The sequence below is a fragment of the Leifsonia sp. NPDC080035 genome, assembly GCF_040050925.1.
Taxonomy (GTDB): domain Bacteria; phylum Actinomycetota; class Actinomycetes; order Actinomycetales; family Microbacteriaceae; genus Leifsonia.
The window spans coordinates 2,836,419-2,855,048 of sequence record NZ_CP157390.1; the positions used below are offsets into that span (position 1 = coordinate 2,836,419).

Sequence of the window (18,630 nt, forward strand, 5' to 3'; positions counted from 1 at the left end):
CGATGACGACAGAGAAGGCCATCCTCGCCGGAGGGTGTTTCTGGGGAATGCAGGACCTCATCCGCAAGCGTCCCGGCGTCGTGAGCACGCGCGTCGGCTACACCGGCGGCGACGTCCCGAACGCCACCTACCGCAACCACGGCGGCCACGCCGAGGCGATCGAGATCGAGTTCGACCCGGAGCGGGTCAGCTACCGCGACCTGCTCGAGTTCTTCTTCCAGATCCACGACCCGTCGACCAAGAACCGTCAGGGCAACGACGTCGGCACCAGCTACCGCTCGGCGATCTTCTACGAGGACGACGAGCAGCGCCGCGTCGCGGAGGACACCATCGCGGATGTCGACGCCTCCGGTCTCTGGCCGGGCAAGGTGGTCACCGAGGTGAGCCCCGCCGGCCCGTTCTGGGAGGCGGAGCCGGAGCACCAGGACTACCTGGAGCGCATCCCGTGGGGGTACACCTGCCACTTCGCGCGCCCCGACTGGAAGCTTCCGCGCCGTGAGGCCGCCGCGAGCTGACGCACGTCCGTGAGGAGGGCCGTCCCGGAGATCCGGGGCGGCCCTTTCGTATGCGCGCACCGCGGCGCGCTTTACGCGGCGCGCTCGAGGAGCACCGCGACCTCCATGTGCCCGGTCTGCGGGAACATGTCGAGCACTCGGCCGGTACGGATGCGGTAGGAGGGCATCCTGGCCAGGTCGTGGGCGAGGCTCTTCGGGTTGCAGCTGGAGTACACGACGCCCGGCACGCCGGAGTCCTCGAGCCAGCCGGCGAGGTCGGCGCCGATGCCGCGTCGCGGCGGGTTCACGATCACGAGCTCGGGACGCGCCTTCGCGGAGAGCGCGAACGCCGTCGCGTCCCCCGCCCGGAAGGCGACGTGGGGGAGCCCTGCCGCAGCGGCGGTCGCGCGGGCGCTGCGCACCGCCTCCCTGCTGGTCTCGACGCCGACCACCCGACGGCCAGGAGCGGCGACGGCCAGGGCGAAGCCGCCGACCCCGCAGTACAGGTCCCACACGCTGGCGGGCGACACGGCGTCCACCCACTCGGCGACCTGGCCGTACAGCGCCTCGGCCACCGCGGTGTTCGTCTGGAAGAACGACTGCGGGCGCAGCCGCAGCGGCATCCCGCCGACGGTCATCACGAGGGACGAGTCGGCGGTGAGCACGATCTCGCGCTCGCCCTCCACGACGGCCTTGTGCTCCGGCTGGATGTTCACCGTCACCACGCGCGCGTTCGGCAGGGCGCGCAGCAGCCCGGGAAGCCCGGCACGGATGCGCGGCACGACGTTCTCGTCACGCACCACGAACCGCACCATCAGCTCGTCGTCGGGGGAGAGGGTGACGAGCACGTACTTCAGGTCGCCGCGCCGCTCCGGCACGCTGTACGGCGCCAGGCGCGTCCGCGTCGCGAAATCGGCGAGCACCGGCAGTGCCGCGCGCACGCCGGGCGCGCAGATGCCGCACTCCCGCAGGTCGACGCCGCGGCCGTTCTCGTCGAGGATGCCGACGGTCGGTGCCTCCAGCGTGCCGCCGATGACCATCTTGGCCTTGTTGCGGTAGCCGGACTCCGCGCTCGCCACCGGCGGGAGCCACGCGGCGTCGCCGAACGGCGCGAGCAGCTCACGCGCGTGCGCGTCCTTGTCGGCGAGCTGCGCCGCGTACGGCACGCCCATGAGCGTGCACGACCGGCACACACCGGCGTCGAAGTACGAACAGTCCATTGCGCACACGAGTTTACGGGCCCGAGCCGAGCGTTCTCCTCGCCGATCCCACAAGAAACAACGCACAGGGATGTTGTTTTCTGTTGAACTGTGTTGTACCGTGTTGGAAACCAACGAAGGAGTCGGCGTGTATGCAACGGAGCGTCAAGGGCTGATCGAGCGGCTGCTGGTCGACGAGGGCCGGGTCGCCGTCGTCGATCTGTCCGAGCGATTCGGCGTGACCACCGAGACCGTACGCCGCGACCTCGACGCCCTCGAGCAGGCCGGAGCCCTCCGGCGTGTTCACGGCGGGGCCGTAGCTCTGGAGCGGGCGAGCACGGCGGAGTTCTCGGTCCTCGAGCGGAGCGGCCTGCGCGCCGACACCAAGCAGCGGATCGCCGCCCGCGCGCTCGACGTGCTCGGCGACGCGTTCACCGGCTCGCTCTACTTCGACGCGGGCACGACAACGGGTGCGGTCGCCGAACTGCTGCCGTCGCGACTCTCCGAGATCCGCGGCGACGCCGAGGTGGTCACCCACTCGCTCACGCTCGCTCCGGCGCTTGCCGGCGCGGACCGCGTCGCCCTCACGGTGGTGGGCGGCCGAATCCGCGGGGTCACCGCCGCCGCGGTCGGAGCTGCCACCGTGCGCTCCATCCAGTCGCTGCGGCCGGACGTCGTCTTCGTCGGCGCCAACGGCCTCTCCGCGGGTTTCGGGCTCAGCACCCCCGACCCGGAGGAGGCCGCGGTCAAGGAGGCGATCGTCCGCGCCGCGCGTCGCGTCGTCGTCGTCGCCGACGCCAGCAAGTTCGGCGAGGAGTCCCTGGTGAGCTTCGCCTCCCTGGACACGCTGGACTTGCTGGTCACCGACCGCGCACCGGAGGGCGAGCTCGCAGACGCGCTCGCCGACGCCGGCGTGGAGGTGTGGGCGGCATGATCGTCACCCTCACGGCGAACCCGTCACTCGACCGCTCCATCACACTCGGTGCGCCGCTGCTCCCCGGCGAGGTGCAGTACGCGCTCGCGGCGCGCGAGGACGCCGGAGGAAAGGGCATCAACGTCGCGCGCGTCGTCGCCGCGGCGGACGTGCCCGCCGTCGCCGTGCTGCCGCTGGCCGCCGACGACCCGTTCGCCGCGGTCCTGCGCTCGGCCGGTGTCGCCACCCGGCCCGTCCCGATCCACGGCCACGCGCGCGCGAACCTCACCATCACCGACCCGGCCGGGGTGACCACCAAGCTGAACCTGCCGGGCACGACCCTGCAGCCCGCCGACGCCGACGCCCTGGTGGAGGCGGTGGTCCAGGCCTGCGCGGGCGCCGCGTGGCTCGTCCTCGCCGGCTCGCTGCCGCCCGGCGCCGGCGACGATTTCTATGTCACCGTCATCCGCGCCGTCCGCGCGCGGTGGGGGAGCGCGGCCCCGAAGGTCGCCGTCGACACCTCGGGCGACGCGCTGCGCACGGCCGTGCTCGACGCGCATCCCGACCTCATCACGCCCAACGAGGACGAGCTCGCCGAGCTCGCCGGCGTCGCCTTCGCGGGCGACGACCTGCCGCAGGCCGTGCTCGCCGTCGCACGCACGCTGGTCCCCGTCCACGCCGGCGCCGCCCTGGTCACCCTCGGGGCGCTCGGCTCCGTGCTCGTGACCGCCGACGGCGGATACGTCGCGGAGGCTCCGCGCATCCGCGTGCGCAGCACCGTCGGTGCGGGCGACAGCGCCCTGGCCGGCTACCTGCTGGCGGATGTGGCCGGCGCTGCGCCGGAGGGCCGGCTCGTGCAGGCGGTCCGCTTCGGCTCGGCCGCCGCGTCCCTCCCCGGAACGCAGGCCCCGCGCGCCGCCGACCTGCCGGGCGACGACATCCGGGTCGCCGCCCTGCACCCCTGAACTCCCGAACCCTGGAACACCCTGGAGGCAACCGTGTCACCGAAGACCATCACCCCCGAACTCGTCGGACTCGATCTCGGCTACGACGACAAGAGCGCGGTCATCCGCGCGCTCGCCGCCCGCGTCGTCGAACAGGGGCGCGCGACCGACGCCGATGCCCTGTTCGAGGACGCCTGGGCGCGCGAGCAGAAGGACGAGACCGGCCTGCCCGGCGGCATCGCCATCCCGCACGCCAAGAGCTCCGCGGTCTCCGTCCCGTCGCTCGCGTTCGCGCGCCTGACACCGGGCGTCGACTTCGGAGCGACCGACGGCCCCGCTGATCTCGTCTTCCTCATCGCCGCGCCGGAGGGAGCAGCGGAGGCCCACCTCGCCGTGCTGTCGAAGCTCGCGCGCAGACTGATGCTCGACGAGTTCACCGCGGGGCTGCGCGCGGCCCGCACCCCGGAGCAGGTGGTGGCGCTCGTCGACGAGGCGATCGGCGAGGGGGAACCGGCGACAGCGGCCGCTCCGGCAGTGGCCGCTCCGGCAGCGGCCTCGCCCGCCCCCTCCGCCACGGCCACCGACGCCGGGCTCCTCATCGACGGCCGGCCGGCCCGCATCGTCGCGGTGACCTCGTGCGCCACCGGCATCGCCCACACCTTCATGGCCGCGGACGCCCTGACCGCCGCCGGCACGAAATCCGGCGTCGACCTCGTCGTCGAACCGCAGGGCTCCAGCGGCTACCAGGCGCTGCCGCAGAGCGTCATCGACGCGGCCGACGCCGTCATCTTCGCCAACGACGTGGATGTTCGCGAGGAGGCGCGCTTCGCCGGCAAGCCGGTGGTGCGCTCCGGCGTCAAGCGCGGCATCGAGCAGCCAACGCAGCTGATCGCCGAGGCCGTCGCCGTCGCGTCCGACCCGAACGGAGCGCGCGTCAGCGCCGCAGGGGCCACCGCTTCGGCGGCGACCGCGGAGAACCTCTCCTGGGGCAAGAACATCCAGCGCATCCTGCTCACCGGCGTCAGCTACATGATCCCGTTCGTCGCCGGCGGCGGTCTGCTCATCGCGATCAGCTTCCTGCCGTTCCTCGGCGGCTACGGCATCGCACTCGCGCACGGCACATCCGGCGTCAACAACGCGGTCTACACCCTGCAGCACTTCGCGATCTGGAACCTGCCGCCGGAGGGACTCGGCTACTACCTGGGCGCGATCGCGTTCGAGATCGGCAGCGTGAGCCTCGGCTTCCTCGTCCCGGCGCTCGCCGGGTACATCGCCTTCGCCATCGCCGACCGGCCCGGCATCGCACCGGGCTTCGTCGCCGGCGCGATCGCGGTGTTCATGAACGCCGGCTTCCTCGGCGGCCTCATCGGCGGCCTGCTCGCCGGGTTCGCGGCGTGGCTGATCGGCCGGCCCGCGGTCCCGCGCTGGCTGCGCGGCCTGATGCCCGTGGTGATCATCCCGCTCGGGGCGTCGATCATCGCCTCCGGCCTGATGCTGCTCATCCTCGGAGCGCCGATCGCCTGGCTGATGACCCAGCTGACGAACTTCCTCAACGGACTCACGGGGGCCGGCGCGATCGCGCTCGGCATCATCCTCGGCCTGATGATGTGCTTCGACCTGGGTGGACCGGTCAACAAGGTGGCGTACGCGTTCGCCGTCGCAGGTCTCGCGGCGCAGACGCCCGCCAGCTTCCAGATCATGGCCGCGGTGATGATCGCCGGGATGGTCCCGCCGCTCGGCATGGCTCTCGCCTCCACCGTGCTCTACCGGCGCGGCTTCACGCAGGTCGAGCGCGAGAACGGGGCGGCGGCCTGGCTGCTGGGCGCCTCGTTCATCTCGGAGGGCGCAATCCCGTTCGCCGCGGCCGACCCGCTGCGCGTCATCCCCGCCAACCTGGTCGGCGGCGCGGTCGCCGGCGGCCTCGCGATGGCGTTCGGCGTCGAGTCCCGCGCACCCCACGGCGGCGTCTTCGTGTTCTTCGCGATCGACCCGATCTGGGGCTTCCTGCTGGCGCTCGCGGCCGGAACCGTCGTCACGGCGCTGATCGTCGTCGCGCTCAAGCGGTTCGCCGCTCCGAGCAGGGACGCGGCGATCGCCGCGGAGGACGCCGTCGACGAGCGCGTCGAAGCGGCCGTCGTCTGAGCACCGCGCCCGGCCGGGGGCATCGAGAGAACGACAGAACGAGAGAGAACGAGAGAACCATGTCCCAGCGAGAAGCAACCGTCGCCAGCGCCTCCGGGCTGCACGCCCGCCCCGCGAAGCTGTTCGTGCAGGCCGTGCAGGAGAAGGCCATCCCGATCACCATCGCCGTCGGCGACGGCCCGCAGCTGAACGCGGCCAGCATCCTGTCGCTCATGGGCCTGGCGGCGGGCAAGGGGACCGTCGTCACGCTGCGATCGGACGCCCCCGGCGCCGACGCGGCGCTCGACGACCTGGTCGCGCTGCTCGAGACGGACCTCGACGCGGAGTGATCCGCCGCGGCGGCGGAGTGCGCGGCGGCCGAGTGGATACGGTGCCCCCAGTAGGATTTGAACCTACGGCCTTCTGCTCCGGAGGCAGACGCTCTATCCCCTGAGCTATGGGGGCCAGGAGTGCCCGTCCAGCGTAGCATCCCTCGGCCCGCGGTTCGTCCAAACGGACCGGCGCGGATCAGTCCGTCGGGATGTTCGCCAGCACGTCCTGCATGAGCGGCGCCGGGTCGCCGGGCTCGAAGAACGCTGTCGACTCCGCGACCACCCAGTAGCTGCCGCGGAAGATCTGCACCTGGCCGCTCGTCCCCGGCTTGAAGTAGCCCTCGATGGGAGGCGTTCCGTAGGTGGGGACCGGGTGGGCCACCGTGATGGCGTCGTTCTTGAGACCCTCCAGGCGGTCCTTCGGGGGCCGGGCGATCGCGATCTCGATGACGGCGCCGGTGGATGCGTTCCGCCAGGCGCAGGTCGCGCCCTGCCAGTCCGCGATCCGCTTCTCGAGCGTTCCGGCCTTCGGTGCGTAGTCCTGTACGGCGGCGAAGGACGGCTCGGCCGCCTGCAGCTGATCCGGCGTCACCACCTGGTCGCAGGTGAGGGTCACCGGGGTCGGCGGCAGCGTCGGGGTCGGGGTCGGCGTCGGGGTGGCGACGGCGGCCGGAGTGCCCGTGCCGGTGGCGCCTGGCGTCGCGGCCGGCTTTGCGCTCGGGGCGCAGCCGGCGAGGGCGACCACGGCGGCGAAAGCGAGGGCGGCGGCGGCCGTCCGGGCAGTGAGGTGGCGCATGCTGCGGGTGTCTTCCTGGTCGTCACGGTGCGAGTCGCCTGCACCCTATCAAGCGCGCACAAGGGTTGCCTCCGCGCCCGGTAGAATCGATCCCCATGACTCCCGCTGACCTCTCCGACGCCCTGCTGCCCATCGTGACGACGGTGGTCGACCGGCGACGAGAGGGCGCGACGGACGCCGCCGAGCTGACGATCACGGCCGCGGACATCCCGCTCGAGCGGCCGAAGAACCGCGAGCACGGCGACTGGGCGTCGAACGTCGCCATGCGCCTCGCGAAGCGCGTCGGCGCGAACCCCCGCGAGCTCGCCTCGGAGATCGCAGAGGCGGCCGCGTCCATCGACGGCGTCGCCTCCGCGGAGGTCGCAGGGCCTGGCTTCATCAACTTCCGGCTGGAGGCGGCGGCCGCCGGTCAGCTGGCGAAGACCATCCTCGACGCCGGTGAGGCGTACGGCACCGGGCACGTCTACGACGGCCTGCTCGTCAACCTCGAGTTCGTCTCCGCGAATCCGACCGGCCCCATCCACCTGGGCGGCGCCCGCTGGGCGGCGGTCGGCGACAGCCTCGCACGCATCCTGCAGGCCGAGGGCGCCGACGTGACCCGCGAGTACTACTTCAACGACCACGGGTCGCAGATCGACCGCTTCGCACGCAGCCTGCTCGCCGCCCACCTCGGCGAGCCCACTCCGGAGGACGGCTACGGCGGCGCATACATCGGCGAGATCGCCGCGCGGGTCGTCGACGGCTACGACGGCGACCTGTCCTCGCTGCCGCGCGAGGAGCAGCAGGAGGTGTTCCGCTCCCGCGGCACCGAGCTGATGTTCCAGGAGATCAAGGACCGCCTGCACGCCTTCGGCGTCGACTTCGACGTGTACTTCCACGAGGACTCGCTGCATGAGTCCGGCGCGGTCGAGCGCGCGATCGAGCGGTTGCGCGAGCAGGGCCACATCTTCGAGTCGGACGGCGCCATCTGGCTGCGCACCACCACGTTCGGCGACGACCGCGACCGCGTGGTCATCCGCTCCAACGGCGAGCCCGCCTACATCTCCGGCGACCTCGGCTACTACCTCGACAAGCGCGAGCGCGGCTTCGAGCAGAACATCATCATGCTGGGCGCGGACCACCACGGTTACATCGGCCGGATGATGGCGATGGTGGAGGCGTTCGGCGACGTCCCGAACGTGAACCTGCAGATCCTCATCGGCCAGATGGTCAACCTGATGCGCGACGGCGAGCCGGTCAAGATGTCCAAGCGCGCCGGCACCATCGTGACGCTGGACGACCTGGTCGACGCGGTCGGCGTGGATGCGGCCCGCTACGCGCTGGTGCGCTCGTCCACCGACTCGCAGCTGGACATCGACCTCGACCTGCTCACCAAGCGCAGCAACGACAACCCCGTCTACTACGTGCAGTACGCGCACGCCCGCACCCGCTCCGTCGCCGCGAACGCGGAGAAGGCCGGTGTCGACCGCAGCGTCTTCAAGCCGGAGCTGCTCACGAACGAGACCGAGAGCGCCCTGCTCGGCGGCCTGCAGGAGTTCCCCCGCGTGGTCGCCCAGGCCGCCGAGCTGCGCGAGCCGCACCGCGTCGCCCGCTACGTCGAGGAGCTCGCCGGCCTCTACCACGCCTGGTACGCGGTCCGCGACGGCTCGACGCGCGTCCTCCCGCACGGCGAGGAGCCGGTGACCGACGCCCACCGCACCCGGCTGTGGCTGAACGATGCGACCGGCCAGGTCATCCGCAACGGCCTCACGCTGGTGGGGGTGTCCGCCCCGGAGCGGATGTGACGCGATGAGCGATCAGCCGACCGAGGTCATCGGCGCCGACCGGAGTCCCGTGTCGCCCGCCCCCGCCCAGCGCCGTCGTCGACCGCGCTGGGTGCGCGTCCTGCTGTGGACGCTCATCCCGCTCGTCGTGATCGTCGCGCTGCTGGTGATCGCGGACGTCGTCGTGCGCTCGATCGCGGAGCAGCGCGTCGCCTCCGAGATCGAGAAGAACCTCCCCGACACCGTGAAGGCCGACGTCTCGGTGCACATCGGCGGCCTCTCGGTGATCCAGCAGTACCTGTCCGGCTCGTTCGAAAGCGTCGAGCTGGATGCGCCGCACGCGACCGTGAACGGCGCACCGCTCTCCGCGACCATCACGGCCACCGGCGTTCCGGCCGACTTCACGAAACCGGTCCAGTCGGCGACCGGCGTGCTCACCGTGTCGCAGGACTCGCTCAACAAGCTGATCACCATCCCCGGCTCCACCGGCGACATCACCCTGGGGGAGGGCACCATCGGCTACGCGGGGAAGATCGACCTGCTCGGCCTGCCCGTCGGCTACACCGTGAACGCCACCCCCAAGGCCGCGGGCAAAGAGGTGCTGCTGCAGCCGGGCAAGGCCAGCCTCACCACCGGCGGCGGCGACGTGAACCTCACCCGGCTGCTGCAGGCGCTCACCGACAACGGCCCGTTCCCGGTCTGCGCGGCGCAGTACCTCCCCGACGGCGTCGAGGTCAGCGACATCCAGGTCACGCCGAAGGCGGCGACGGTGACGCTCACCGCGTCCGACTTCGTGCTGGACGAGAAGTTCCTGCACAGCAAGGGCAGCTGCTCGTAACACGGCCGGGATGCGGCCCGGGACCTGGATAGACTTCTGTTACTTCTCCACCGGCTTCAGGGGCCAATCCGGGTCCGCTCGCCTGGGAGGCCGCCCCCACTCGTCGCCCCGTGAGGTTGTCCCCATGCCATCGAATCCGCTCGCGCCGTCCTGGCTGAGCGTCCCGGACGATGCCAACGCGCTCGTCCCCGGACTCTGGTCCCGCACCGTCGCCCGCTCCGACGGCGAGCTGGTCGTCGGAGGCGTCCCCGTCTCCGAGCTCGCCACCCGCTTCGGCACTCCGCTGTACGTGGTGGACGAGCAGGAGGCGCGCGAGCGCGCGGTCGAGGTCCGCTCCGCGCTGCAGGACGCGCTCGCCCGTGTCGGCTCGGCCGCCAAGGTCTACTACGCGGGCAAGGCGTTCCTCTCGATCGAGGTGGCCCGCTGGATGGCGGACGCCGGGCTCAACATCGACGTCTGCTCCGGCGGCGAGCTCGCCGTCGCCCTCGCCGCCGGCGTCGACCCGGAGTGCCTCGGCTTCCACGGCAACAATAAGTCGCAAGCCGAGATCGAGCGCGCCGTCTCCGTCGGGATCGGCGCGATCATCATCGACAGCGTCCAGGAGATCGACCGCGTCGCCGCCGCAGCCTCCCGCCGCGGCGTCGTCCAGCGCGTGCGGCTGCGGACCAACAGCGGTGTGCACGCGCACACCCACGCGTTCCTCGCCACCTCGCACGAGGACCAGAAGTTCGGCATCGCGCTGGCCGACGCGCCGGACGCCGTCGCACGCATCCGCGCGCACGAGAGCCTGGAGTTCCTCGGCCTGCACTGCCACATCGGCTCCCAGATCTTCGGTGCGGAGGGGTTCGCCGAGTCCGCCGCCCGGCTGCTCGCGGTGCACCGCGACCTGCTCGCCGGCGGCGACGTCCCCGAGCTGAACCTCGGCGGCGGCTTCGGCATCGCGTACACCGCGGCCGACGACCCGGCGCCGATCGGCGAGCTGGCCCAGCGGATCGCCGAGACCGTGGCGGCGGGATGCGAGGAGCTCGGCATCCCGCTCCCTGTCGTCGCGTTCGAGCCGGGCCGCTCCATCATCGGGACCGCCGGGCTCACCCTCTACACCGTCGGCACGACGAAGGACGTCCTCGTCTCGTACCAAGACGACGCCGAGACCGCCGTGCGCCGCTACGTCAGCGTCGACGGCGGGATGAGCGACAACGCCCGGCCGTCGCTGTACGAGGCGCAGTACTCGGCGCGCATCGCGAACCGGGCCTCGGACGCCGAGCCCGCCCTCGTCCGGGTCGCGGGCAAGCACTGCGAGAGCGGCGACATCGTCGTCGATGCCGACTACCTGCCGGGGGATGTGGCGCCGGGCGACCTGCTCGCCGTCGCGGCCACCGGCGCCTACTGCTGGTCGCTGGCCAGCAACTACAACTATCTCGGCCGCCCGGCCGTCGTCGCGGTGCGCGATGGCGAAGCCCGCGTGATCGTGCGGGGCGAGACCGAAGAGGACCTGCTGGCGCGCGACGCCGCATACGAAGGAGTGAAGGGATGATCGAGTACCGCAACCTCCGGGTGGCCCTGCTTGGCGCCGGCTCGGTCGGCTCGCAGGTCGCGCGCCTGCTGCTGGAGCAGGGGGACGAGTTCGCCTCGCGCATCGGCGCGAAGCTGGAGCTCGTCGGCATCGCCGTGCGCGACATCGACGCGCCCCGCGACGTCGACCTGCCGCGTGAGCTGCTCACCACCGACGCCAGCTCGCTCATCCTCGGCGCCGACATCGTCGTGGAGCTGATGGGCGGCGTGGAGCCTGCGCGCGGGTACGTGCTGGAGGCGCTGAACTCCGGCGCCGACGTGATCACCGCCAACAAGGCGCTGCTGGCGACGCACGGCCCCGAGCTGTTCGAGGCCGCGGAGCAGGTCGGCGCCCAGCTCTACTACGAGGCCGCGGTCGCCGGGGCCATCCCGATCATCCGCCCGCTGCGCGACAGCCTCGCCGGCGACAGGGTCAACCGCATCCTCGGCATCGTCAACGGCACCACCAACTTCATCCTCGACCGGATGGACGTCACCGGCGAGACCCTCGCCGACGCGCTCGCGACGGCGACCGAGCGCGGCTACGCCGAGGCGGACCCCACCGCCGACATCGGCGGCTACGACGCCGCGCAGAAGGCGGCCATCCTCGCGAGCCTCGCCTTCCACACCACCGTCCCGCTCGACCGCGTCTACCGGGAGGGCATCACGTCGGTGACCAAGGAGCAGGTGGATGCGGCCCGCGAGGGCGGCTCCGTCATCAAGCTGCTCGCCATCTGCGAGCGCCTGACCGACCCGGAGACGGGGGAGGAGGGCGTCTCCGCCCGCGTCTACCCGGCCCTGATCGGCCGCGAGCACCCGCTCGCCGCCGTGCGCGGCGCGCACAACGCGGTCTTCGTGCAGGCCGCCGCCGCCGGCGACCTGATGTTCTACGGCGCGGGGGCCGGCGGTGTCGAGACCGCCTCCGCCGTGCTCGGCGACGTGGTCTCGGCCGCTCGCCGGCACGTGGTCGGCGGACCGGGCGTGGCCGAGTCCACCCACGCCGACCTTCCGGTGCTCGACATCGGCCGCGTCGTCACCCGCTACCAGATCACGCTCGAGGTGGCGGACCAGCCGGGCGTGCTCGCCGCGGTCGCGCGCATCCTGAGCGACGGCGGCGTCAGCGTCGAGAACGTGCAGCAGTCGGTGCCGACCGGCACCGGCGTCGTCGTCATCTCCGGTAACGCTGCGATTCACGGCGCGGGCGCGCCCACCGCTACCCTGGTGATCGGCACCCATGAAGCCGAGGAGGCCGCGCTCGCGGCCACCGTGGAGGCGCTCGCGGCCAGCGATGTGGTGATCGCCATCTCTTCCGTTCTCCGAGTCGAAGGATCGTAATGCCCGAGAAGTCCTACAGTCGTCAGTGGCGGGGCGTCCTCCGCGAGTACGCGGACCGCCTGAACATCTCCGAGGCCACTCCGATCGTCACGCTCGGCGAGGGCGGGACGCCCCTGTTCCCGGCGGCCGCGCTGTCCGCGCGCACCGGCGCGAACGTCTTCGTGAAGTTCGAGGGGATGAACCCCACCGGCTCCTTCAAGGACCGCGGCATGACGATGGCCATCTCCAAGGCCGTCGAGCACGGCGCGAAGGCGGTCATCTGCGCCTCGACCGGCAACACCTCCGCGTCGGCGGCCGCGTACGCCACGCACGCGGGCATCCAGGCGGTCGTCCTCGTCCCCGAGGGCAAGATCGCGATGGGCAAGCTCAGCCAGGCGATCGCGCACAACGCGCAGCTCCTCCAGGTGCAGGGCAACTTCGACGACTGTCTCGACATCGCGCGCGACCTCGCGACGAACTACCCCGTCCACCTCGTGAACTCGGTCAACCCTGACCGCATCGAGGGCCAGAAGACGGCCGCGTTCGAGGTCGTCGAGGTGCTCGGCGACGCGCCCGACTTCCACATCGTCCCCGTCGGCAACGCCGGCAACTACACCGCATACCACCGCGGCTACACCGAGGAGCTGCAGCGCGGCGAGGCCACGAAGCTGCCCAGGATGTTCGGCTTCCAGGCCGCGGGTAGCGCGCCGATCGTGCTCGGCCACGCCGTCAAGGACCCCGACACCATCGCCACCGCCATCCGCATCGGCAACCCGGCGTCGTGGGAGCTCGCCCTGAACGCCCGCGACGACAGCGACGGATACTTCGGCGCGATCGACGACGCCAAGATCCTGGAGGCGCACCGCATCCTCTCCGCCGAGGTCGGCATCTTCGTGGAGCCGGCGTCCGCGATCAGCGTCGCCGGCCTCCTGGAGCGGTCAGAGGCGGGCGTCATCCCCGCGGGAGCGACCGTCGTGCTCACCGTCACCGGTCACGGCCTGAAGGATCCGCAGTGGGCGCTCCGCACCGCGGACGGCTCCGACGTGCAGCCGACCGTCGTCCCCGTCGACACCGCCGCGATCGCCGACGTGCTCGGCCTCGCCGCCGACGCCAAGGCCGGCGCGTGACGACCGCCGCCGTCGACCTGAGCGGCCGTGCGGTCGCGGTGAAGGTCCCGGCGACGAGCGCGAACCTCGGCCCCGGCTTCGACACGCTCGGGCTCGCGCTCGCGCAGTACGACGAGCTCCGCGTCTCCGTCCGCGATGCGCCCGGCGCGACCGTGCAGGTGATCGGCGTCGGCGAGGGCGAGGTGCCCACCGACGAGAGCAACCTCGTCGTCCGCGCCATCGCGCACACCTTCGAATCGGTCGGCGTCCCGCTTCCCGGGCTCGACCTGATCGCCCGCAACAGCATCCCGCACGGCCGGGGGATGGGCTCCTCCGGCGCCGCGATCGTCTCCGGCATCATGGCCGCGAAGGGCCTGCTGGAGGGGGTCGTCGAGTTCTCCGCACAGGACCTGCTCGCGCTGGCGAACGACATGGAGGGCCACCCGGACAACGTGGCTCCCGCGCTCTTCGGCGGCCTCACGATCGCCTGGGTGACCCCGGAGGGCCCGCGCTTCAAGAAGCTGATCGTGCATCGCGGCGTCTCGCCGCTGGTGCTGGTGCCGGAGCACGTGATGTCCACCGCTCTCGCGCGCAGCCTGCAGCCGCAGTCCGTGCCGCACGAGGACGCGGTGTTCAATGTGTCCCGTTCCGCCCTGCTCGTCGCCGCTCTCATCCAGAGCCCCGAGCTGCTGCACGCCGCGACGGAGGACAAGCTCCACCAGAGCTATCGCGCCTCGGCCATGCCGGAGACCGACCGGCTGATCACGCTGCTGCGCGCGAGCGGATTCGCCGCCGTCGTCTCCGGAGCGGGTCCGTCCATCCTGGTGCTCTGCAGCGACCCGAGCCAGCGGCTGGCCGCGGCGGAGCTGGTGGCCCGCGAGGCGCAGACGGCCTGGCAGCCGCTGATGCTCGCGGTCGACTTCAAGGGTGCGACGGTCTCGCAGCTGCCCGCACAGGACGCGGACACACCGGCCGCGTAGCGGCGTTCGCGGCCGTCGCGAGGTGGTAAACTGTGCGTGCACCCGTGAAGAACCCGCGTCACGAGCGAATCCAGCTTCCGGGTGATCTCTTAGCAATCATGCCGTCACTCCTGCCTGTGATCTTTCGACGGCCGGTGTCTCCGGCTGCCCGGGTCGCAACGTAGCGCGGATCAGAACGCAGCGCGTCAAGGCAGGCTTCACGTGACGAGTGCTCCACAGCGGCGCGCAGAGCGCGCGTCGGGGGAAAGGAATCCTCTTCAGTGACTGATGTCGAACTCCACGCCGGGGGCGTGGACACCAGCGACCTGACCTCGCTCAAGGTGGCGGAGCTGCAGGCTCTCGCCGCACAGCTTGGTCTCCAGGGCGCGAGCAAGCTCCGCAAGGGCGAGCTGGTCGCGGCGATCGCCGCGGCCCGTGCCGCAGCGGACCCGCAGGCCGAGGCTCCGGCCGAGCGGCCGGCGGACCACGCGACCGCAGCGTCGCAGGTTCTCATCGAGCCGCTCATCGCCGAGCCGGCCGCTCCCGCCGAGCAGGCCGCTCCCGCCGAGCAGGCCGAGGCCGAGGAGGCCGCGCCGGCCGAGCCCAGCGCTCCGGCCGAGGCCGCGGCTCCGGCCGACGCCGAGCAGCCCGAGGCCATCGCGCCCGCCGCCGAGCAGGCGCCCGCGACCGAGTCGCGCCGCCGCGGCCCGCGTCGCGCCAGCAGCCCGGACGGCACCAGCATCGGTGCCGGCACCCACGTCAACACCGGCGAGACCGGTGTCGAGTCGCTCATCCCCGATGTGGATGCCCTGCTCGACTCGGCCCTCGCCTCCCGCGAGCAGGCGCAGCGCGAGGGCCAGGGCGGCCGTCGCCGTCGCGGTCGCGGCAGCCAGAGCGGCCAGCAGGACCAGGCCGAGGCCGCAGAGCAGACCGCCGCTGACGCCCAGCAGGGCGAGCAGGGCGCGGACCAGCAGCGGGCCGAGCAGCAGAACGGCGACCAGCAGGGCGGCGAGCAGCAGCAGGGCGGCCGCAGCCGTCGCAACCGCAACCGCAACAAGAACAACGGCCAGAACGGCGACCAGAACCAGAACGGTCAGCAGGGCGGCCAGAGCCAGCCGAAGGACCTTCAGCAGGGCGGCGAGGGCGAGAAGCAGGGCCAGCAGAACCGTGGCCCCCAGCAGAACCGCGAGAACCGCGAGGCCGAGGGCGAGCGCTCCGGCCGCTACCGCGACCGCAACCGCAAGCGCCGCGGTGGCCCCGGCGACGAGTTCGAGCCGGAGCTGAGCGACGACGACGTGCTGCTGCCCGTCGCCGGCATCCTCGACGTGCTGGACAACTACGCGTTCGTGCGCACCACCGGCTACCTCCCGGGCGCGAGCGATGTCTACGTGTCCCTCGGCCAGGTCAAGAAGTACAACCTGCGCAAGGGCGACGCCGTTGTCGGCGCCATCCGCCAGCCGCGTGAGGGCGAGAACAACAGCCGCCAGAAGTACAACGCGCTGGTGAAGGTCGACTCCATCAACGGCCAGACGGTCGAGGAGGCGGCGACCCGCGTCGAGTTCGGCAAGCTGACCCCGCTCTACCCGCAGGACCGCCTGCGCCTGGAGACCGAGCCCACCAAGGTCACCCAGCGCATCATCGACCTGGTCGCGCCGATCGGAAAGGGCCAGCGCGGTCTCATCGTCGCGCCCCCGAAGGCCGGCAAGACGATCGTGATGCAGCAGATCGCGAACGCGATCACCACGAACAACCCCGAGGTGCACCTGATGGTCGTCCTGGTGGACGAGCGTCCGGAAGAGGTCACCGACATGCAGCGCACGGTGAAGGGCGAGGTCATCGCCTCGACCTTCGACCGCCCTGCGGAGGACCACACCACCGTCGCGGAGCTGGCGATCGAGCGCGCCAAGCGCCTGGTCGAGCTCGGTCACGACGTCGTCGTGCTGCTCGACTCGATCACCCGCCTCGGCCGCGCGTACAACCTCACGGCTCCGGCCTCGGGCCGCATCCTCTCCGGCGGTGTCGACGCGTCCGCGCTGTACCCGCCGAAGCGCTTCTTCGGCGCCGCGCGCAACATCGAGCACGGTGGTTCGCTCACCATCCTCGCGTCGGCCCTCGTCGAGACCGGCTCGAAGATGGACGAGGTGATCTTCGAGGAGTTCAAGGGCACCGGCAACATGGAGCTGCGCCTGTCGCGTCAGCTCGCCGACAAGCGGATCTTCCCGGCCGTCGACGTCAACGCCTCCGGCACCCGTCGCGAGGAGATGCTGATGGGTCAGGACGAGGTCAAGATCACCTGGAAGCTGCGTCGCGCCCTCGCCGGCCTCGACCAGCAGCAGGCCCTGGAGATCGTGCTCGGCCGTCTGAAGGAGACCTCGAGCAACGTCGAGTTCCTCATGCAGGTGCAGAAGTCGATGCCGCAGCCGGCCAACGGCCACGGCACCGCGCACTCGCACGGCCACGAGAACGACCACCGCTAGCTGACGAAGTGCCCGTCCGGCGCGCCACCGTGCGCACCGGGCGGGCACTTTCACGTTTCCGCACGACGCACCCCAAGAAAGAAGACACGCATGTTCGAGTCGGTCAGCGGCCTCATCGCCGAGCACGACGACCTCCAGCAGCAGCTCTCCGACCCCGAGCTGCACAGCGATCCGGTCCGCTCGAAGAAGGTGAACCGCCGCTACGCCGAGCTCTCCCGCATCGTCGCCGCGTACAACGAGTGGAAGCAGCTGTCCGACGACCTGGAGGCGGCGCGCGAGCTGGCGGCGGAGGATGCGGCGTTCGCCGAGGAGATCCCCGGGCTCGAGCAGTCGCTGGAGGAGACGGGGGAGCGCCTGCGTCGTCTGCTCATCCCGCGCGACCCCAACGACAGCCGCGACGTCATCATGGAGATCAAGATGGGCGAGGGCGGCGCCGAGTCTGCGCTGTTCGCGGGCGACCTGCTGCGGATGTACCTGCACTACGCCGACTCGAAGCGCTGGAAGGCCGAGATCATCGAGCAGACCTCGAGCGACCTCGGCGGCATCAAGGACGTCCAGGTCGCCTTCAAAGGCTCCTCCAGCGACCCCGCGGAGGGCGTCTGGGCGCACCTCAAGTACGAAGGCGGCGTGCACCGCGTGCAGCGCGTGCCCGCGACCGAGTCGCAGGGACGCATCCACACCTCCGCCGCCGGCGTCCTGGTCTTCCCGGAGGTTGACGAGCCGGAGGAGGTCGACATCAACCAGAACGACCTCAAGATCGACGTGTTCCGCTCGTCCGGCCCCGGCGGCCAGTCGGTCAACACGACCGACTCCGCGGTGCGCATCACGCACGTGCCGACCGGGATCGTCGTCTCGATGCAGAACGAGAAGAGCCAGCTGCAGAACCGCGAGGCGGCGATGCGCGTGCTGCGCGCCCGGCTGCTGGCGAAGCAGCAGGAGGAGGCGGACGCCGAGGCCGCGGAGTTCCGCAAGGGCCAGATCCGCACGATGGACCGCTCGGAGCGCATCCGCACGTACAACTTCCCGGAGAACCGGATCGCGGACCACCGCACCGGCTACAAGGCCTACAACCTCGACGCGGTGATGAACGGCGCGCTCGACCCCGTCATCGGGTCCAACATCCTCGCCGATGAAGAGGCCCGCCTGGCCGACCTGGCCAACGACTGAACCCCGCGAGTCCGAACCAAATCCAGCGAAAACCGCCGAGTACGCAGAGAATCTGCGTACTCGGCGGTTCGGGTTCGCGGGTCAGATGTAGAGGGCGGGGTCGAGGTAGTCGTCGCCGGCGATCTGCTCGTGGCCGGAGCGGGGGCGGGCCCGGGCGGGTACGCCGGTGAGGACCGAGTCCGGCGGGGCGTCGTGCACGACGACGGCGTTCGCGCCGATGACCGTGCGCGTGCCGATGGTGATGGCGCCGAGCACCTTCGCGCCCGCGCCCACTGTCACCCCGTCGTGGATGGTGGGATGTCGCTTTCCGTGCCCGCTGCCGCGGCCGCCCAGCGTCACGCCGTGGTAGAGCATCACGTCGTCGCCGATCCAGGTGGTCTCCCCGATGACGACGCCCATCCCGTGGTCGATGAAGAACCGGCGCCCGATCCGCGCACCGGGGTGGATCTCGATCCCGGTCAGGAAGCGGGCGAACTGCGACAGGAAGCGCGCCGGCATCCGGAACCCGGAGCGCCACAGCCGGTGCGCGACCCGATACGCCCACACGGCGTGCAGACCCGAGTACACGGCGGCGACCTCGAAGGAGCCGCGCGCTGCGGGGTCGTGCGTGCGCGCGTTGCGGATGTCCTCCCGCGCCCGGAAGATCGGCACCGAGG

16 protein-coding genes and 1 tRNA gene are annotated in these 18,630 nt (G+C 71.6%); 13 read left to right on the forward strand and 4 right to left on the reverse strand.

The features are described 5' to 3' along the window. Positions 1-2 precede the first annotated feature (2 nt). Positions 3-515, forward strand: coding sequence for a peptide-methionine (S)-S-oxide reductase MsrA (gene msrA, locus AAME72_RS13725; RefSeq protein ID WP_348787114.1), 513 nt, complete (start codon positions 3-5; stop codon positions 513-515). A gap of 71 nt (positions 516-586) precedes the next feature. On the opposite strand, the gene rlmC is transcribed toward msrA, so the two are convergent. Beyond that, entirely contained in the window at positions 587-1,714 is a 1,128-nt protein-coding gene (gene rlmC, locus AAME72_RS13730) for a 23S rRNA (uracil(747)-C(5))-methyltransferase RlmC (protein ID WP_348787115.1), read from the reverse strand. Between the two features lie 127 nt (positions 1,715-1,841). On the opposite strand from rlmC, the gene AAME72_RS13735 reads away from it, so the two are divergent. From AAME72_RS13735 to AAME72_RS13750, 4 genes are read left to right on the forward strand one after another with little or no spacing between them, the layout of a single operon-like run. Beyond that, on the forward strand, positions 1,842-2,627 hold the full coding sequence (locus AAME72_RS13735) for a DeoR/GlpR family DNA-binding transcription regulator (protein WP_348787116.1): 786 nt from the start codon (positions 1,842-1,844) through the stop codon (positions 2,625-2,627). Continuing rightward, positions 2,624-3,571: a 1-phosphofructokinase gene (locus tag AAME72_RS13740; protein WP_348787117.1), complete on the forward strand. Its 948-nt coding sequence runs from the start codon at positions 2,624-2,626 to the stop codon at positions 3,569-3,571. The genes AAME72_RS13735 and AAME72_RS13740 overlap by 4 nt, the downstream gene beginning before the upstream one ends. Before the next feature lie 33 nt (positions 3,572-3,604). Next, a complete protein-coding gene (locus AAME72_RS13745) occupies positions 3,605-5,692 on the forward strand; it encodes a fructose-specific PTS transporter subunit EIIC (RefSeq protein ID WP_348787118.1) in 2,088 nt (695 codons plus the stop codon). Between the two features lie 59 nt (positions 5,693-5,751). Next, positions 5,752-6,021: an HPr family phosphocarrier protein gene (locus AAME72_RS13750; protein ID WP_348787119.1), complete on the forward strand. Its 270-nt coding sequence runs from the start codon at positions 5,752-5,754 to the stop codon at positions 6,019-6,021. A gap of 42 nt (positions 6,022-6,063) precedes the next feature. On the opposite strand, the gene AAME72_RS13755 is transcribed toward AAME72_RS13750, so the two are convergent. Then, a tRNA-Arg gene (locus AAME72_RS13755) sits at positions 6,064-6,136 on the reverse strand. A 63-nt stretch (positions 6,137-6,199) separates the two neighbouring features. Further along, positions 6,200-6,799 (reverse strand): iron ABC transporter ATP-binding protein, encoded by a 600-nt coding sequence (locus tag AAME72_RS13760; protein WP_348787120.1) that lies wholly within the window; start codon positions 6,797-6,799, stop codon positions 6,200-6,202. A gap of 95 nt (positions 6,800-6,894) precedes the next feature. Here AAME72_RS13760 and argS point away from each other — a divergent pair, with 95 nt between their 5' ends. The 8 genes from argS to prfA all read left to right on the forward strand — a co-directional run bounded on the left by argS (position 6,895) and on the right by prfA (position 17,974). Beyond that, on the forward strand, positions 6,895-8,583 hold the full coding sequence (gene argS / locus AAME72_RS13765) for an arginine--tRNA ligase (RefSeq protein ID WP_348787121.1): 1,689 nt from the start codon (positions 6,895-6,897) through the stop codon (positions 8,581-8,583). A gap of 4 nt (positions 8,584-8,587) precedes the next feature. Continuing rightward, complete coding sequence (locus AAME72_RS13770; protein ID WP_348787122.1) at positions 8,588-9,400, forward strand: DUF2993 domain-containing protein; 813 nt, start codon at positions 8,588-8,590, stop codon at positions 9,398-9,400. 124 nt (positions 9,401-9,524) lie between these two features. Then, positions 9,525-10,934 (forward strand): diaminopimelate decarboxylase, encoded by a 1,410-nt coding sequence (gene lysA / locus AAME72_RS13775; protein WP_348787123.1) that lies wholly within the window; start codon positions 9,525-9,527, stop codon positions 10,932-10,934. Beyond that, positions 10,931-12,286 carry a homoserine dehydrogenase gene (locus tag AAME72_RS13780; protein WP_348787124.1) on the forward strand — a complete coding sequence of 452 codons (1,356 nt, stop codon included), beginning with the start codon at positions 10,931-10,933 and terminating at the stop codon, positions 12,284-12,286. Before lysA ends, AAME72_RS13780 begins: the two co-directional genes overlap by 4 nt. Then, entirely contained in the window at positions 12,286-13,392 is a 1,107-nt protein-coding gene (thrC, locus tag AAME72_RS13785; RefSeq protein ID WP_348787125.1) for a threonine synthase, read from the forward strand. The genes AAME72_RS13780 and thrC overlap by 1 nt, the downstream gene beginning before the upstream one ends. After that, positions 13,389-14,351, forward strand: a complete 963-nt coding sequence (thrB, locus tag AAME72_RS13790) for a homoserine kinase (RefSeq protein ID WP_348787126.1) — start codon at positions 13,389-13,391, stop codon at positions 14,349-14,351. The genes thrC and thrB overlap by 4 nt, the downstream gene beginning before the upstream one ends. Before the next feature lie 260 nt (positions 14,352-14,611). Next, positions 14,612-16,807, forward strand: a complete 2,196-nt coding sequence (gene rho, locus AAME72_RS13795; protein WP_348787127.1) for a transcription termination factor Rho — start codon at positions 14,612-14,614, stop codon at positions 16,805-16,807. Between the two features lie 90 nt (positions 16,808-16,897). Further along, a complete protein-coding gene (gene prfA / locus AAME72_RS13800; protein ID WP_348787128.1) occupies positions 16,898-17,974 on the forward strand; it encodes a peptide chain release factor 1 in 1,077 nt (358 codons plus the stop codon). Between the two features lie 81 nt (positions 17,975-18,055). Here the strand turns inward: prfA and epsC are convergent, their stop codons facing one another. Then, on the reverse strand, positions 18,056-18,625 hold the full coding sequence (gene epsC, locus AAME72_RS13805) for a serine O-acetyltransferase EpsC (RefSeq protein WP_348787129.1): 570 nt from the start codon (positions 18,623-18,625) through the stop codon (positions 18,056-18,058). Between the last annotated feature and the right edge of the window lie 5 nt (positions 18,626-18,630).

Bases quoted from the DNA above. Each gene is read 5' to 3' on its own strand.
- lysA (WP_348787123.1), top strand. From the start codon at position 9,525: ATGCCATCGAATCCGCTCGCGCCGTCCTGGCTGAGCGTCCCGGACGAT.
- AAME72_RS13740 (WP_348787117.1), top strand. From the start codon at position 2,624: ATGATCGTCACCCTCACGGCGAACCCGTCACTCGACCGCTCCATCACA.
- prfA (WP_348787128.1), top strand. From the start codon at position 16,898: ATGTTCGAGTCGGTCAGCGGCCTCATCGCCGAGCACGACGACCTCCAG.
- AAME72_RS13770 (WP_348787122.1), top strand. From the start codon at position 8,588: ATGAGCGATCAGCCGACCGAGGTCATCGGCGCCGACCGGAGTCCCGTG.
- AAME72_RS13780 (WP_348787124.1), top strand. From the start codon at position 10,931: ATGATCGAGTACCGCAACCTCCGGGTGGCCCTGCTTGGCGCCGGCTCG.
- rlmC (WP_348787115.1), bottom strand. From the start codon at position 1,714: ATGGACTGTTCGTACTTCGACGCCGGTGTGTGCCGGTCGTGCACGCTC.
- AAME72_RS13760 (WP_348787120.1), bottom strand. From the start codon at position 6,799: ATGCGCCACCTCACTGCCCGGACGGCCGCCGCCGCCCTCGCTTTCGCC.
- thrC (WP_348787125.1), top strand. From the start codon at position 12,286: ATGCCCGAGAAGTCCTACAGTCGTCAGTGGCGGGGCGTCCTCCGCGAG.
- msrA (WP_348787114.1), top strand. From the start codon at position 3: ATGACGACAGAGAAGGCCATCCTCGCCGGAGGGTGTTTCTGGGGAATG.
- argS (WP_348787121.1), top strand. From the start codon at position 6,895: ATGACTCCCGCTGACCTCTCCGACGCCCTGCTGCCCATCGTGACGACG.
- AAME72_RS13750 (WP_348787119.1), top strand. From the start codon at position 5,752: ATGTCCCAGCGAGAAGCAACCGTCGCCAGCGCCTCCGGGCTGCACGCC.